13 protein-coding genes and 1 tRNA gene are annotated in these 14,341 nt (G+C 71.2%); 9 read left to right on the top strand and 5 right to left on the bottom strand.

The features are described 5' to 3' along the window. Positions 1-708 precede the first annotated feature (708 nt). Complete coding sequence (locus tag ABZS42_RS08935) at positions 709-2,508, bottom strand: VanW family protein (RefSeq protein WP_355143376.1); 1,800 nt, start codon at positions 2,506-2,508, stop codon at positions 709-711. A 190-nt stretch (positions 2,509-2,698) separates the two neighbouring features. Between ABZS42_RS08935 and nudC the strand changes: the two genes are divergently transcribed. The 3 genes from nudC to ABZS42_RS08920 all read left to right on the top strand — a co-directional run bounded on the left by nudC (position 2,699) and on the right by ABZS42_RS08920 (position 6,293). After that, positions 2,699-3,628, top strand: coding sequence for an NAD(+) diphosphatase (gene nudC, locus ABZS42_RS08930; RefSeq protein WP_355143365.1), 930 nt, complete (start codon positions 2,699-2,701; stop codon positions 3,626-3,628). Positions 3,629-4,062: 434 nt separating this feature from the next. Next, a complete protein-coding gene (locus ABZS42_RS08925) occupies positions 4,063-4,623 on the top strand; it encodes a DUF6230 family protein (protein ID WP_355143375.1) in 561 nt (186 codons plus the stop codon). A gap of 77 nt (positions 4,624-4,700) precedes the next feature. Further along, positions 4,701-6,293: a DUF6114 domain-containing protein gene (locus tag ABZS42_RS08920; RefSeq protein WP_355143364.1), complete on the top strand. Its 1,593-nt coding sequence runs from the start codon at positions 4,701-4,703 to the stop codon at positions 6,291-6,293. 66 nt (positions 6,294-6,359) lie between these two features. Here ABZS42_RS08920 and ABZS42_RS08915 read toward each other — a convergent pair whose 3' ends face one another. Continuing rightward, complete coding sequence (locus ABZS42_RS08915) at positions 6,360-8,030, bottom strand: DUF885 domain-containing protein (protein WP_355143363.1); 1,671 nt, start codon at positions 8,028-8,030, stop codon at positions 6,360-6,362. A 157-nt stretch (positions 8,031-8,187) separates the two neighbouring features. On the opposite strand from ABZS42_RS08915, the gene ABZS42_RS08910 reads away from it, so the two are divergent. Further along, positions 8,188-9,168 carry a DMT family transporter gene (locus tag ABZS42_RS08910; RefSeq protein ID WP_355143362.1) on the top strand — a complete coding sequence of 327 codons (981 nt, stop codon included), beginning with the start codon at positions 8,188-8,190 and terminating at the stop codon, positions 9,166-9,168. A 150-nt stretch (positions 9,169-9,318) separates the two neighbouring features. Here ABZS42_RS08910 and ABZS42_RS08905 read toward each other — a convergent pair whose 3' ends face one another. Further along, entirely contained in the window at positions 9,319-10,389 is a 1,071-nt protein-coding gene (locus ABZS42_RS08905) for a PHP domain-containing protein (RefSeq protein ID WP_355143361.1), read from the bottom strand. A 28-nt stretch (positions 10,390-10,417) separates the two neighbouring features. Beyond that, on the bottom strand, positions 10,418-11,155 hold the full coding sequence (locus ABZS42_RS08900) for a M23 family metallopeptidase (protein WP_355143360.1): 738 nt from the start codon (positions 11,153-11,155) through the stop codon (positions 10,418-10,420). 61 nt (positions 11,156-11,216) lie between these two features. Between ABZS42_RS08900 and ABZS42_RS08895 the strand changes: the two genes are divergently transcribed. From ABZS42_RS08895 to ABZS42_RS08880, 4 genes are all read left to right on the top strand, one after another. After that, positions 11,217-11,609 carry a hypothetical protein gene (locus ABZS42_RS08895; RefSeq protein WP_355143359.1) on the top strand — a complete coding sequence of 131 codons (393 nt, stop codon included), beginning with the start codon at positions 11,217-11,219 and terminating at the stop codon, positions 11,607-11,609. Between the two features lie 76 nt (positions 11,610-11,685). Then, the gene (locus ABZS42_RS08890; protein WP_355143358.1) at positions 11,686-11,853 is read left to right on the top strand and encodes a hypothetical protein; all 168 of its coding nucleotides are present in this window, start codon (positions 11,686-11,688) and stop codon (positions 11,851-11,853) included. A 125-nt stretch (positions 11,854-11,978) separates the two neighbouring features. Further along, positions 11,979-12,506, top strand: a complete 528-nt coding sequence (locus ABZS42_RS08885) for a tRNA adenosine deaminase-associated protein (protein WP_355143357.1) — start codon at positions 11,979-11,981, stop codon at positions 12,504-12,506. A gap of 208 nt (positions 12,507-12,714) precedes the next feature. Continuing rightward, on the top strand, positions 12,715-13,182 hold the full coding sequence (locus ABZS42_RS08880; RefSeq protein ID WP_355143374.1) for a nucleoside deaminase: 468 nt from the start codon (positions 12,715-12,717) through the stop codon (positions 13,180-13,182). A gap of 244 nt (positions 13,183-13,426) precedes the next feature. On the opposite strand, the gene deoD is transcribed toward ABZS42_RS08880, so the two are convergent. Further along, on the bottom strand, positions 13,427-14,134 hold the full coding sequence (deoD, locus tag ABZS42_RS08875) for a purine-nucleoside phosphorylase (protein WP_120679978.1): 708 nt from the start codon (positions 14,132-14,134) through the stop codon (positions 13,427-13,429). 75 nt (positions 14,135-14,209) lie between these two features. On the opposite strand from deoD, the gene ABZS42_RS08870 reads away from it, so the two are divergent. Beyond that, positions 14,210-14,299: transfer RNA gene (locus ABZS42_RS08870), tRNA-Ser, on the top strand. The last annotated feature ends 42 nt before the right edge of the window (positions 14,300-14,341 follow it).

The raw sequence follows: 14,341 nt of genomic DNA, 5'->3' as shown, positions 1-14,341 counted from the left end.
CGGAAGCTAAGCCCTCCAGCGCCGATGGTACTGCACTCGGGAGGGTGTGGGAGAGTAGGACACCGCCGGACATTCTTTCCGTTCAGGGCCACCCCTTTTTGGGGTGGCCCTGAACGCGTTTCCACAGCAAATCCAGCAACAGCGCGGCCGCCATCCGCCGACTCTGCGGATCTCCGGTGGCCCCTCGGTTAGCGTCGTGGTCGCCGTGCCACTGACGGCGGTGCCGGAACCACCGAGCGAGCTCTTCGCCGGGAAGATCCCGCTCGACGCCGACAACTACTACCCGGACCGCCACCGCGAAATCCCGGAAGCCATGGACGGCAAGGCATCCAACCGGTGTACGCCCGAACAGTTCCCCGTTACTCGGCTGGTCAAGGCGTTCGGCACCATCACCGCTCGGCATCTGCTGGAGAACGCCGGAGCAGCCCACCGGGCGCCGGTCGGATCGCCCTGCCGATGGCCAGCAACGACCCCGACGCCGAGCGGGTGGCCATGGACCCGGTTGACGAGATCGACTTCGACCAGGTCGACGCCGGAGGCCTATCGGCCTCGACCTCGTCGACGGCTGGGGCCTCGACGACAGTTGGCGGCACGAACCTGGTGCCCCCATCTACCTGGCCGGCCGGGACGCCGACGGCGTACGGAAGGGTCTGGGCGAGGCGCAGTGCTGACCCGGGATACCGCGGAAACCGAGGGCGCCGGCGACCGTCAGGGCTGGCCGCCGCAGACATAGCGCGGCTCGGCGTCGTAGCGCCAGGTGAACTTCTCCCGCTTGATCACTTTGCCGTCCTTGCGGATCACCCGGAAGGCGTCCTGGGTGAAGCCGTTGATGCCGTTGCTGGGAATGCAGGACGGGCCCGGCTCCAGGTGGATGGTCCTCGGCGTGGTGATGTTGCGACGCGGGCCGTACTCCGTCTTGACGCTGTCGTAGATCTTCGTGCTCCAGATCGAGACCGTGATCGTGCTCGAGGTGTGCGAGGTGTCGATCAGAAGCCCGTGCTCGGTGTTGTTGCGGAACTTGAAGTCCAGGTCCGGCCAGAAGATGGTCGACTCGATCACCGCCGGGTACCGGTCGAACCAGTACGAGTGTGGCTTGTGCTCGACGTCCTCGAGGCCCGCGTAGTAGGTGGCGTTGAAGAGCGTGGTGGTGAACTGTGAGGTGCCGCCGCCGACGCCCGGCACCAGCTTTCCGTCGAGGATGACCGGCGCGTCCCGGTAGCCCTGCGCGTAACCGCGCTCACCGGTGTGCCCGTTCAGCGAGAACGTCTCGCCGGGCAGCACCACCGTGCCGTCGACCTCCCGGGCGACGGTCACGATGTTCTGGCTGCGCGACGACGACAGGCCCCCGGTGAACCGGGTGGTGAACGAGGAGACCTTCTCCTTGATGCCCAGACTGCCGAGCTTCTCCGCCGTCAGCTTCGGTTGCGCCGGTTCAAGCGTTCCGGTCACCTCACGTCCGTCGGCCTCGGGCAGGACGGCGAGCAGGTCCCGGCCCAGCCTGGCGTTGTCCAACTGCTGGCCGGGACGGCCGGGGTCGACCACCTTCGGCCGTCCACCGGAGATGGCCATCCGGGCGTTCTTCGGGGCCACCTCGATGGTCGACAGGTCGTCGCCGAGCGCGGTGCGCAGCCGCTTCACGTCCACCTTCGGGGTCAGCTTCCCGGACTGGTCGGCCGTGAACCGCAGGCTCTTGGCGATCGCCTTCGGCGGGATGCTCACCGAGCCCTTGTCGGTCGTGAGCTTCACCGGCGCACCGACAGCGGGCCGCGCCAGCTCGTCCACCAGCCGGTCCACCTCCTCGCGAGTGGTGGCCGGGTTCGTCTCGACCAGCGGTACGGTCACTGGATGGCCGGTGAGCCAGCCGGCCCGGACCGCGTCGGCCGAGAGACGCGGGTCGAGCCCCAGGCCCGGCTTCGGGTACACGACCTTCGGGGTCGTGCCGGTGTACGTGATCGCCGGCATGGTCATCTTCCGGCTCTGGTCGCCGGCCGCCTTCTCCAGGGCGGTGTGCAGCCGGTCGACGTCGACCGACACCACCGGCTGCACCGACCGGGAGCCGACCAGCCGTTTCACCAGGTGTGCCGAGGCGTCCGTTGCGGCCGCCACGCTCGCCGGCACGTCCACCGCCAGGCCGACCTCGACGGGAGCGACCTCGACGGTCCGCTCCCCCACGCGGACGGCGAATGGCTTGGCGAGATCGGCGCTGCGCCGATCCAGCTCCGCCTGTAGCTGCCGGACCGCTTCCGCGCGGCTCCGGCCGCCCAGCTCCGCGCCGAGCACCGTGGTGCCGCGCGGCACGTCACCGGCGTACGCGTAGGCGCCGACGCCTGCCACGGCGCCGAGGATGGCGGCGGCGCCACCCACCGCGACCAGCAGCCGCAGCCGACGCCGGCGGCGCGGCGCCACCGGGGCCGGTGGCGCGGGCTCCTCGATCGGCCAGGTGACCGCGGTGACCTGCACGGTGGGACGGTCGTCGGCGGGCGGACGGTTCGCGCCGTACAGCGTCACAGCAACCTCGATCGGATGTGTCACCGGGGACCCTCCCCGAACGGAGACCTACGGTAACCAACGCCGGGGCGGGTCTGGCAGTCGTCGTCGGGTCCGCCGTACGCCGCGCGTCGTGCGGCGTGTCGCATGCCGAGTGGCTGGTAGGCCACCGGTCCTGGCGGTCGCCGACGGGACGTGGCAACGTGACGGCGTGCGGATCGACGACGCGGTGTTCGCCTACGGCGGAGGGTGGCTCGACCGGGCGGGTGCGCTGCGCGCCGACAGCGAACGGTTGGCGGCGTTGCGCGCCGACGAGCGGACCACGGTGCTGCCGCTCTGGAACGACCGCTGCCTGGTGACCGCCGAGCACGCTCCGGTGCGGCTCACCGGTGTCGCCGCGGCCCGGGTCCTCGCCGCCGCGGCCGAGACGGTCTTCCTCGGCCTGGACGGCGACGTGGCGGTGTTCGGGGCGGATCTCACCCGGCACTCCGAGGCGGACGCCCTGGCGCTGACCGGTGCGATGTCGGCGGTGGACGTGCGGAAGCTGGCCGGTCGTCTCGGTCCGGCTGACGCGGCCGCCCAGGCGTACGCGCGGGGGCTGTTCCACTGGCACCGGCAGCAGCGCTGGTGCGGCAGCTGCGGCGCGCGCACCAGCGCTCGGGACGGCGGGCACGTGCGGATGTGCTCGGAGCCGGAGTGCGGGCGGTTGTTCTTCCCCCGCATCGAGCCGGCCGTCATCGTGCTGGTTCAAGCGCCCGGTGGTGCCGACCGCTGCCTGCTGGCGCGACACGCGGGTGCGGCGGAGGGGTCGTACTCGACGCTGGCCGGGTTCGTCGAGGTGGGCGAGAGCCTGGAGGACGCGGTACACCGGGAGATCGCCGAGGAGGTCGGCGTCGAGGTGACCGACGTCGCGTACCAGGGGTCGCAGGCGTGGCCGTTCCCGGCCGGCCTGATGGTCGCCTTCCGCGCTACAGCCGTGTCCATGGAGGTCGAGGTGGACGGCGTCGAGCTGCTGGAGGCGCGCTGGTTCACCCCGGACGAGCTGCGTGCCCGGGCGGCTGCGGGGCGGCTGGGCCGGATCGACTCGATCGACCGCCATCTGCTCGGGTCGTGGCTCGCTGCCGCCGGCCGCCCTGCCTGACCCGTACGTCGGGTCGGGTCACCCGGTCGGCGGAGGTTTCCGGCATCCTCAGCGCATTGACAGCTGTTCGTTACCGAACTGTGATTTCCGTCGGCTGTGGCTACCCGAGGTGAAGCCCGCTGACTGTCTGCTCCCGGTATGACCCGGTTGTCGCTCAACGCCGCGGTAGCTCTCCGCAACGCTTGGTGATGCTCGGGGGCCTCCCTGTCGCGAGCGGGTTACCGGTCAGTAGCACGGGTCTTGTGAGCTACGTCGCTTCGCGAGAACATCCATCCGCGTACTGCACAGCCCGTCGGCGACGGCCCCGCAGCGCCCCGATCTCCCGTCCGAGTCGCGTCCCTGATTCGTGACGACATCCCCGTCGAGGAGGACCCGTGAGTGAATCGGAAGACCGCCAACCTGGCGGTGGCACCCGGTGGCGTCGCTTCGCCGCCATGATGGTTCCGGCGACCGCCGTCGCCGGCGCCATCGTCTTCGGCATGGCGAACGGTGCCATCGCCGCCTCGTTCGACGTGTCCGGCCAGACGTTCAAGGTCGGTGCCTCGAAGCTGGTGGGCGATGGCTTCGAGCAGTACGGCGGCATCGCCGAGGAGAAGGACGGCAGCCCCCACCCGGTCGCGGTGTCCGAGATCGCCGACGCCCGGCTCTACGACCTCTGCCAGTCCGTCAACGCCAGCATTCCTGGGATGAAGATCGTGCTCACCATCAACGCCGGTGGTGGCGGCACGCCGGCGAGGGCCAAGGGCCTGCTGATCGACATGGACTCCCTCGAGGGCGACGCGACGTTCACCAACATTCAGATCGGCCGTGACGCGACCGACCTGAACAAGCACGCCCTGAAGAAGTCCTTCGGGCAGAGCGCGGACAGGGTGGTCATCACCGATCTCCGGCAGGTGGCCCGCTCCACCAGCGCCGGCACGTTCAACCTCACCGGCCTCAAGCTCAAAGTCAACATCGGCGACAAGGCGAAGGAATGCTTCCCGGACCCGAAGTGATCTGACGCCGAGGCCCGCGGAGGGCACCCTCCGCGGGCCTCGACCATGTCCCACCCCGTCAGCACCAGGAGGAGTACGTGACAACCGCCGAGTCGCAAGAAGTCCGCTCCAACCCGTTCGGCTGGCTGGGCCGGGCGTGGCGCGGATTCCGCCGCTGGCGGCGGCAGCGGCCGTTCTGGGGCGGTCTCTTCACCATGCTGGCCGGCCTGGAGATCTTCGGCAGCACGCAGATGAGCCTCAACGGCCTCACCTTCAAGATGGGGCCGACCGGCTTCCTGACCTGGTTGGTCCCCGCCATCCTGATCACCTGCGGGCTGCTCTTCTGGTTCAGCCCGGCGCAGCGCACCTTCTACGCCGTGGTCGCGGCGGTGACCGCCGTCTACTCGCTGATCGGCGTGAACCTCGGTGGCTTCTTTATCGGCCTGCTGCTCGGCATGGTCGGCAGCGCGCTCGGCTTCGCCTGGGTTCCGCGCAGAACACCGGCTGCTCCACAGGACACCGCGGAGCTGCACGCGACGACGAGTTCCACGGAGGAGCCCGGTACGGGAACGGCCGACGCCGACGAGGCCGCGCTCGTGGACGAGCTGATGCCGCGACAGCGTGCCGAGGAGCCCACCGGCGTCCTCGCCGACGTGCCGCCGCAGCCGCGTAACCCGCTGCGGGAACCGGCACCTGCCGAGCCGTCCGGCAGGACGGAGACCACCCAGGACCTGCCCGCCGATCCGGAGCAGCCGGCGGCCGACGGCCGGCACCGAGACCCGAAGACGTACGCGATCCTGCTCGTCACGACGGCGGCCGTTGCGGCCGGGTTGGTCGGGCTCCGCCCCGTGGAGCCGGCGGCCGCCGCCCCGGCCTGCCCGAAGCCGACGGCGACCGCGAAACCGACGGTGAAGCCGACCGCCCCGAGTTTGCCGAGCCCTTCGACGTCGAGCAGCGGTACCCCCGACCCGGACGAATCGTCGGACGGCAACCTGCTGACCGACATCGTCGACGGGATCACCGGCCTGCTCACCGGAGACGACCCGGACGACGACCGCGAGGCGTCACCGTCGACCACGACGCGGCCGGGAGGCGGCAGCACGGCCACGCCGACGCGGGCCGCCTCGCCAGGCGACCGGCCGGGCGCCTCGTCGAAGCCGGGCAAGCCGGCCCGCGACACGTGCGGGGCACCGACCCCGGGCAAGCCCAAGCCGGTCGAGGTCGGCAAACCACTGCCCCGGGTCGCCACCGGCTCGGACGTGCCGAAGGTCGCGGCCAAGCCCGGCAAGCTCACCGGTTCGAAGCAGACCATGACCGGCCTGCACTTCGCGGGAATCGCCGAGCTGGACACCGACGACGGCAAGCTCAAGACGCTGATGTTCACCATGGACAAGGCCGTCACGAACGACTTCGTGCTCGAGGTAGGCGGTCCGGAGGGGAAGACCGTCCGGTACGTCACCGAGCGGCTGATCGTGAAAGGCAACGTAACGTTCTACGCCACCCGGTACGTGGGGCGGCTCGCCGGCGTGAAGGTCACGCTCACCCCGGACCTGCCCTTCCCGGACGGGATACCGGTCACCTCGCCGGTGCCCATCACCTTCACCGATGTCGAGATCGGCCTGGCGTACATCGACTGCGACACGCTGACCGCGAAGAAGCCCACCGGGCCGCTGCACATCGACCTGACCTGACGAGCGCCGGCTACGGCCGGGGCGCCGCGATCGGCGGTACCCCGGCCGTAGCCCGACGAGCGGTGGTCAGAGCCGGGCGAGCGCCTGGCGGAGCGGGTCCAGACCGAGCGCACCCAGGTCGAGGGCCTGCCGGTGGAACTCCTTGAGGTCGAAGTCGGCGCCCTTGCGGGCCTTCGCATCGTCCCGGGCCTGGAGCCAGATCCGCTCGCCCACCTTGTACGACGGCGCCTGCCCCGGCCAGCCCAGGTAACGGTTCAGCTCGAAGCGGAGGTTCTCGTCCGGCACCCGGCAGTGCGCGCGCATGAACTCCCAGCCCAGCTCCGGCGTCCAACGCTCACCCGGGTGGAAGCCGAACGGGTTGTCGCGCGGGATCTCCAGCTCCAGGTGCATGCCGATGTCGACGATGACCCGCGCCGCCCGCAGCGCCTGGGCGTCGAGCATGCCGAGCTTGTCGCCCGGATCCTCCAGGTAGCCCAGATCGTCCATCAGCCGCTCCGAGTAGAGCGCCCAGCCCTCGCCGTGCCCGGAGACCCAGCAGAGCAGCCGCTGCCAGCGGTTGAGCAGGTCGGCCCGGACGGCGGTCTGCGCGACCTGGAGGTGGTGACCCGGCACTCCCTCGTGGTAGACCGTGGTCACCTCGCGCCAGGTGGAGAAGTCGCTGATGCCCTGCGGCACCGCCCACCACATCCGCCCCGGGCGGGAGAAGTCCTCGCTCGGCCCGGTGTAGTAGATCGCACCGTCGCTGGTCGGTGCCAGGCAGCACTCGATCCGCCGGACCTGCTCCGGGATGTCGAAGTGGGTGCCGTGCAGCTCGCTGATCGCCTTGTCGGCGAGCGCCTGCATCCAGTCGCGGAACGCCTCCTTGCCCTGGATGGTCCGCGCCGGGTCGGAGTCCAGCTTCGCCACGGCCTCGTCGACCGTCGCGCCCGCACCGGCGATCCGCGCGGCCACCTGCCGCATCTCGCTCTCCAGGCGGGCCAGCTCCGCGAAGCCCCAGGCGTACGTCTCGTCCAGGTCGACCTTGGCGCCGAGGAAGTACTGCGACGCCAGCTCGTAGCGCTCCCGGCCGGCGGCCTGCTTGTCCCGCCCCCGCGGGGCCAGCTCGGTGCGGAGGAACTGGCCGAACTCGGCGGTGGCCGCAGTGGCCGCGGCCGCGCCCCGGCGCAGCTCGGCACCGACGCTGCCGTCCGCGCCCAGTCGCTCGACCAGGCCGTGGAAGAAGTTGTCGCCGCTCGGGTCGACCCAGATGTCGCACTGCTTGGCCACCTCGGTCAGCTGCACCTTCGAGCTGATGTGCCCGGCGGCGGCCGCCTCACGCAGCGTGGTCTTGTAGCCGTCCAGGGCGGCCGCGAAGCCGTTCAGCCGGGATGCGACGTTGGCCTGCGCGTCCTCGCCCTCGGTCGGCATCAGGTCGAAGACCATCCGGATGTCGTGCAGGCCGCTGGCGATGACGTTGACCTCACTGGTCGTCTCGCCCGCCTCGTAGCGCGCCAGATCGAGGCCGAGCCGCTCCTGCATGGCCTCCTTGGCGGTCCGTTCCGCCTCGGTCTGCGGCTCGGTCACGTCCAGGTCCGCCAGGGTGCGGCGGGTAAGTTCGGCCCGGGACTCGTACCCCTCGGGCGTCAGGTCGTCCAGCTTGTCGTCATATCCGGCGATGCCCACGTAGGTGGCACCGGTCGGGCTCAGCGGCACCCACTCGGCCACGTAGCGGTTCGCGAGTTCGTCGATTCGTCCCACGTGGCGACCCTACGTGACCTGTCCCGCCCCGTGTCGCCCGTGTTTGCCGTGTTCAGGGCAGCCGGTCCGCCGGGTCGGACCCGATCGGGGAAAGGGGTGGGGCATCCTGTCCGAAAGTCGCGCGACATCGTCGTACCCATTCGGCAAAGTGTCAGGGGTGACTGACCACTCCGCTCCTGACCGGCCGGCGTCCCGCAGCTGGCTGCCCGGTTTCCTCGCCCTCGCCGCGATCTGGGGTTCGAGCTTCCTGTTCATCAAGGTCGGGGTCGAGGAACTCCATCCCCTTCAGCTCACCCTCTACCGGGTCGTCACCGGAGCCGTCACCCTGCTGGTGGTGCTCGCCGTGCTGCGCGACCGGTTGCCGCGGGAGCCCCGCGTCTGGGCGCATCTCTTCGTCGTGGCCGCGTTCGGCGTGGCCGTCCCGTTCACGCTCTTCGGCTACGGCGAGCAGCGGGTCGAGTCGATGCTCGCGGGCATCTGGAACGCCACCACGCCGCTGATCGTCCTGCCGCTGGCGGTGCTGGTCTTCCGTACCGAGCGGCTCACCACGCGCCGGGCGGTGGGTCTCGCCCTCGGGTTCACCGGCGTGCTGGTGGTGCTCGGCGTCTGGGAGGGCGTCGGCGGATCGCACTTCGCCGGCCAGCTGATGTGCTTCGGGGCCGCCGCCTGCTACGGCATCGCGATCCCCTACCAGAAGCGCTTCGTCGCCGGCAGCACCCACTCCGGGCTCTCGCTCTCGGCCGCGCAGCTGCTGCTCGCCACCGTGCAGTTGGCGATCGTCACCCCGCTGGTGGCCGGGGCGCCCCCGCTGCCGACTGCGCTGTCGCTGCCGGTGGTGGCCAGCGTGGTCGCGCTCGGTGCGCTCGGCACCGGCCTTGCCTTCGTCATCAACATGCGCAACATCCGGGTCGCCGGGGCGAGCACGGCCGCCACCGTGACCTACCTGATCCCGGTGTTCGCGGTGCTGATCGGTGCCGTGGCCCTCGGTGAGCGACTCAACTGGCACCAGCCGGTCGGCGCGCTGATCGTGCTGATCGGCGTCGCCGTCTCGCAGGGCCTGCTCAGCCGACGCCGCACCACGCCCGTCAGCGTCGGCACCCCCGCCACACCCGCACCCGAACCCGCCACCCCCCATTAACCCCCACCCCCCCACCCCCCATGCCCCCCACCCCCTTCCACCCCTGGCTAGCCCCCGTTGATCAAGAAGTTTGCGTCAGATCAGGCGCCCGCCATGACGCCAACCTCTTGATCAACGGGGTGGGGGGAGGTGGGGGGAGGGGGTGGGGGGTCAGTGGTGGGGGTGGGTCCAGTCGACGAGCTGATCCGCCGACCAGGTGTTGATCACTCGGTCGGCGGGGACGCCGCAGCGGGCCGCGCGCTCGCAGCCGAAGCGCTGCCAGTCCAGCTGGCCCGGAGCATGGGCGTCGGTGTTGATGGCGAAGCGGCAGCCCGCCTCCAGCGCCCGCCGGATCAGACGCTTAGGTGGGTCCTGCCGCTCCGGACGCGAGTTGATTTCCACGGCCACGTCGTGCTCCGCGCAGGCGGCGAAGACGGCGTCCGCGTCGAAGTCGCTCTCCTTGCGGGTACGGGCTCGGTGCCCACGGTCGCCCGGCCCGGTGACCCCGGCCGGACGGGAGGACACCATCCGCCCGGTGCAGTGCCCGAGAATGTCCAGGTGCGGATTGGCGATCGCGGTCAGCATCCGCCGGGTCATCTTCGACCGCTCGTCGTTCAAGCCGCTGTGCACCGAACCCACCACCACGTCGAGTCGCGCCAGTAGCTTCTCGTCCTGGTCGAGGGAACCGTCGGCGAGGATGTCCACCTCGATGCCGGTGAGGATCCGGAAGCCCTCGGGAAGCGCCGCGTTCAGCTTCTGCACGTGGTCGAGCTGACGACGTAGCCGATCGGCGGTAAGTCCCTTGGCCACCGTCAACCGGGGCGAGTGGTCGGTCAGCACCAGATATTCGTGCCCCAGCTCCACCGCGGCCAGCGCCATCTCCTCCACCGGCGATCCGCCGTCCGACCAGTCGGAGTGCGTGTGGCAGTCCCCGCGCAGCGCCGTACGCAGGGCTGCCGCCTCGGCGTCCAGGTCGCTGCCCTCGGTGGCGACCAGCCGGCGCAGGTATACCGGTTCCTCACCGGCGAGCGACTCGGCCACGCAGCGGGCCGTGACGTCGCCGACGCCCGGCAGTTCGGTGAGGGTGCCGGCCTTCGCCCGCTCGGCCAGCTCGGCCGGCGCAAGGGCGGCGAGCGACCTGGCTGCGGAGCGGAACGCCCGTACCCGGTAGGTCGCCTCGTTCGCCCGCTCCAGGAGGAACGCGATCCGCCGCAGGTCGGCGATGGGGTCCCGGGGATTCATCCCATCGAACCTAGTGCAGCAGCGCCGTTCAGGGAGCCTTCGGACAGCCGTGCCGCCGCTGCCAGGTGGTGACCTCGGAAGCCGGACCCCGGTTGCCGCCCTTGCGCCACGAGTCCAGGTAGCGCGCCGGCCAGACCACGCCCCGCCGGATCCACCAACCGTCCTGACCCGAGCAGCGCGGGGAGATACCGAAATGCAGGTGGCAGACGTTGTTCGCGTTGCCCGTCCGGCCCACCTCGGCCAACTTCTGACCGGCACGTACCCGCACACCGGCGTCCACGCCGCCCGCGATCGTGCTCAGGTGCGAGCCGTAGTACCGCACCCCGTCGTCACCGAGCAGCGACACCGACAGCCCGCCGTTGTTCGGCCCGAGCGGGCCCCGCTTGTCGAACCGGTCCACCCGGCTCACCTCGAGGATCGTGCCGTCGGTGACCGCGACGACCGGCTCGCCGCAGTCGGCGAAGATGTCCGTCGCCGGGTAGCCGGAGTGCGTCTTGTGGTAGTCGACGTTGCCGCTGCGAACCGGGAAGACATGCCGCAGCTCGGCGCGCGGCGTGGTCGTCGACGCGGGTGCCGTGCCCGGCGCCGTCGGGCGGGCCGATCCCGGTGCCGCCGGCTGGTCCGCGCTGGCCGGGGCGCTCGGCGGGGGCGGTACCGTGCCGGCCGGCGGCACCCCCGGCCGGGTCGAGGCGCAGCCGCCGGCGAGCGCCGTGGCGAGCAGCAGCAGGATCGGGTACGCGCGGCGTCTGATCGTCGGCGACGGCATCCGGTCATCCTGACAGAGTCGGTACGGTGAGACGAGTACTCCGGCCGAGGGGAGGCGAGGCGTGACGACCGGGCAGCAGCCCCTTCCGTACGACCCGGGTGCCGCGTACCGCCCGTCTGCGCGTACCCCCTCGGGGCTCTTTCCGGCCGGGCCGCCCACCCGGCCCACCTACCGCGAACCGCACCCGGTCACCGGTGTCGGAGTCGCGGCCGGCGGTGGCGCGGCCTTCGCCTGGCTGCTGCTGTTCGGGCTGCTTGGCACGGACGTGGCGGGCTACGCCTGGTGGACGTTGCTGGCCGGGCTGCTGGCCTGGCCGGCGGCCCTGGTGCTGGTCCGGCACGGCGACCGTGGAGTGGCCACCGGGATCGCGATCGTGACCGCCGGCGGATGGAGCATCGCCGCCGCGGTGGTGGCCGTACGCTGGGCGACCACCGGGAACTGGCCGCTCTGGTGACTGCGTCGCGTGGCCGCCCGGCTGCGCTCCGGAACCCGGCTTGACGTGCGCGTGTGGACTCGGCACGCTCGGCAGCATGGCCTGGACCACACCGCGGCTCGACCCGGACCGCAGCCGCCGTCGCCTGCAAGTCCTCGCCGAGTTGGCCGGGGCTCGGGCGGTACGCCAGCGCGAACGCCCGCAGCGGATGCGTACCGAGCGGCTCCGGCAACTGATCGCCACGAGGCGGCGGCTGGCCGGCTGAGACGGCCATGACTTTGTCAGTATTGACCTGCCCGTCGGGGCGTTGACCGGCCGCCCGCCGACCCGACCGGATAACGTGCACGCGTAACGAGTCGGCGTGCTGTGCCGAGGCAATTTGGGGGGATCGTGTCGTACTTCGCTGCGGCCGTGGTGCGCGATGACGGCGACTGGACGGCCGCCGAGGTGAACCTGCGAGGGGCCACCGACATCGACGAGGTCGCGGACCGCCTGCGGGACGTCGACCAGGACGCCGACCTGTCGCTGCTCTTCGTCGAGGCCGACGACACGTATTTGGTGATCATGCGTCTCGACGAGGGTGAGGACCTGCGCGTCTTCGGCTCCGACTCGGCGTACGCGGAGGAGTCCCGGCTGGGCGCGCTGCTCGTCGGTGACCTGAAGACCTCCGTCACTGGGCTCGACGAGGTGGACGAGCCCCGCCCCAGCGGCGGTGGCGAGGAGGAGAGCGAGCAACCGGCCGTGGACCCCGAGGCCGACCCGGTCGGCGACGCGGATCTCCTGGCCGACCTCGGCATCTCCGCCCAGAAGCTGCTCTCGCTCTGCGCCGAGGAGGGGCTGTTGCCCGCCGACGTGACCGCGGAGGTCTGTCAGGTGCTGGGCTGCGCCGACGAGGTCGAGGAACTGCGTGAGGTCTGACCCGGCGGGTGGCGACGCGGTTCCGCGCAACGGTGGCGAGCCGCTTCTCCCGTCGGGTGGTGAACCGGCGGACGCCACCGATCCGGCCCTCGAGACGGTACGCCCCGGGCAGCCGACGCCGGGCCGTCTCGGCCGGGTCGGCCCCGGGGCCGACGAGGGGCTGGCGGATCCGGGTGAGCCGGGGCGGCGGCAGCGGCACGAGCTGTGGATGCGCCGGGCGTTGGAGGTCGCGATGACCGGCCCGGCGGACGGTGGCCCGAGTACCGACCGCCCGGACGGTACCGACCTCGCCGTCGAGGACGTGCCGGTCGGCGCGGTGGTCTACGGGCCGGACGGGGCCGAACTGGCGTTCGGCCGCAACGAGCGCGAACTGACCGGCGACCCGACCGCACACGCCGAGGTGCTGGCGTTGCGCCGAGCCGCGCGGCGGCTGGGGCGGTGGCGGCTGGACGACTGCACGCTGGTCGTCACCCTGGAACCCTGCACCATGTGCGCCGGGGCGTTGGCGCTGGCCCGGATCTCGACAGTGGTCTTCGGCGCCTGGGAGCCGAAGACGGGCGCGGTCGGATCGCTCTGGGACGTGCTGCGCGACCGGCGGGTCAACCACCGTCCCGAGGTTTACGGCGGAGTGCTGGAGAACGAGACCGCCGCCGTCCTCCGCGCCTTCTTCCGCTAACCCCTCCCCCGGCCTCCCTCCCCCGCCCCCGCCCCGCCGGGCCCCCTTCTCCTTCCGCTCGCCCCGTTGATCATGAAGTTAGCGGCGCCCGGCACGGCGTGTCGTGACGCTAACTTCATGATCGACGTTGTTTGGGGGGCGGTGCGTCCGGGCGGCGGCTGGGGGTGGTGCGTTCCGGCGGTGGCTGGGAACGGGGCGCCCCGCCGGTCCGGGGGACGGGCGGGGCGCAGGTGGGGTGGCGGGGTCAGCTGATGATCGTGTCCAGGGCGATCTCGACCATCTGGCTGAAGGTCTGCTCACGCTCCGCGGACGTGGTCTTCTCGCCGGTCTTGATGTGGTCGCTGACGGTCAGCACGGTCAACGCCCGCGCCTTGAACCGGGCCGCGATCGTGTAGAGCGCGGCGGACTCCATCTCCACGGCCAGCACGCCGTAGTCGGCGAGCGTGTCGTACAGATCCGGCCGGTCGGTGTAGAACGCGTCAGCGGCCAGGATCGGCCCGACGTGCATGGTGATGCCCTGCCGCTCGGCCACCTCGACCGCCGTGCGCAGCAGGCCGAAGTCGGCCACCGGCGCGTAGTCGATCAGACCGTCGAAGCGCATCCGGTTCATGTTCGAGTCGGTGGACGACCCGATGGCGGCGATCACGTCCCGGAGCTTCAGGTCCTCCCGCAGCGCCCCGCACGAGCCGACCCGGATCAGCGACTTCACGCCGTACTCGTTGATCAGTTCGTGGGCGTAGATCGAGGCGGACGGCATGCCCATGCCGGAGCCCTGGATCGAGACGTCGACCCCCTTCCAGCGGCCGGTGAAGCCCAGCATCCCCCGGACGGTCGAGTAGCACTGAGCGTCCTCGAGGTAGGTCTCCGCGATCCATTTGGCCCGCAGCGGGTCGCCCGGCATCAGGACCCGTTCGGCGATCTCTCCCGGCTTCGCGCCGATGTGCGTACTCATGGCAAAGATCCTGCCAGGCGCGGCGGGCCGACACCGGTTCGGCATCGGAACCCGCGGTCCTGTAGCCTACTCGGCGGTGGCGTGTCCGAGTGGCCTAAGGAGCACGCCTCGAAAGCGTGTGAGGGTTTACGCCCTCCGCGGGTTCAAATCCCGCCGCCACCGCCAGTAACAGGCGAAACGCCTGGTAGGTCCGAAGGGACCGGCCAG

It is taken from the genome of Micromonospora sp. NPDC005367 (assembly GCF_040606825.1).
GTDB lineage: Bacteria > Actinomycetota > Actinomycetes > Mycobacteriales > Micromonosporaceae > Micromonospora.
This window is presented reverse-complemented; position numbering and strand designations above follow the sequence as displayed.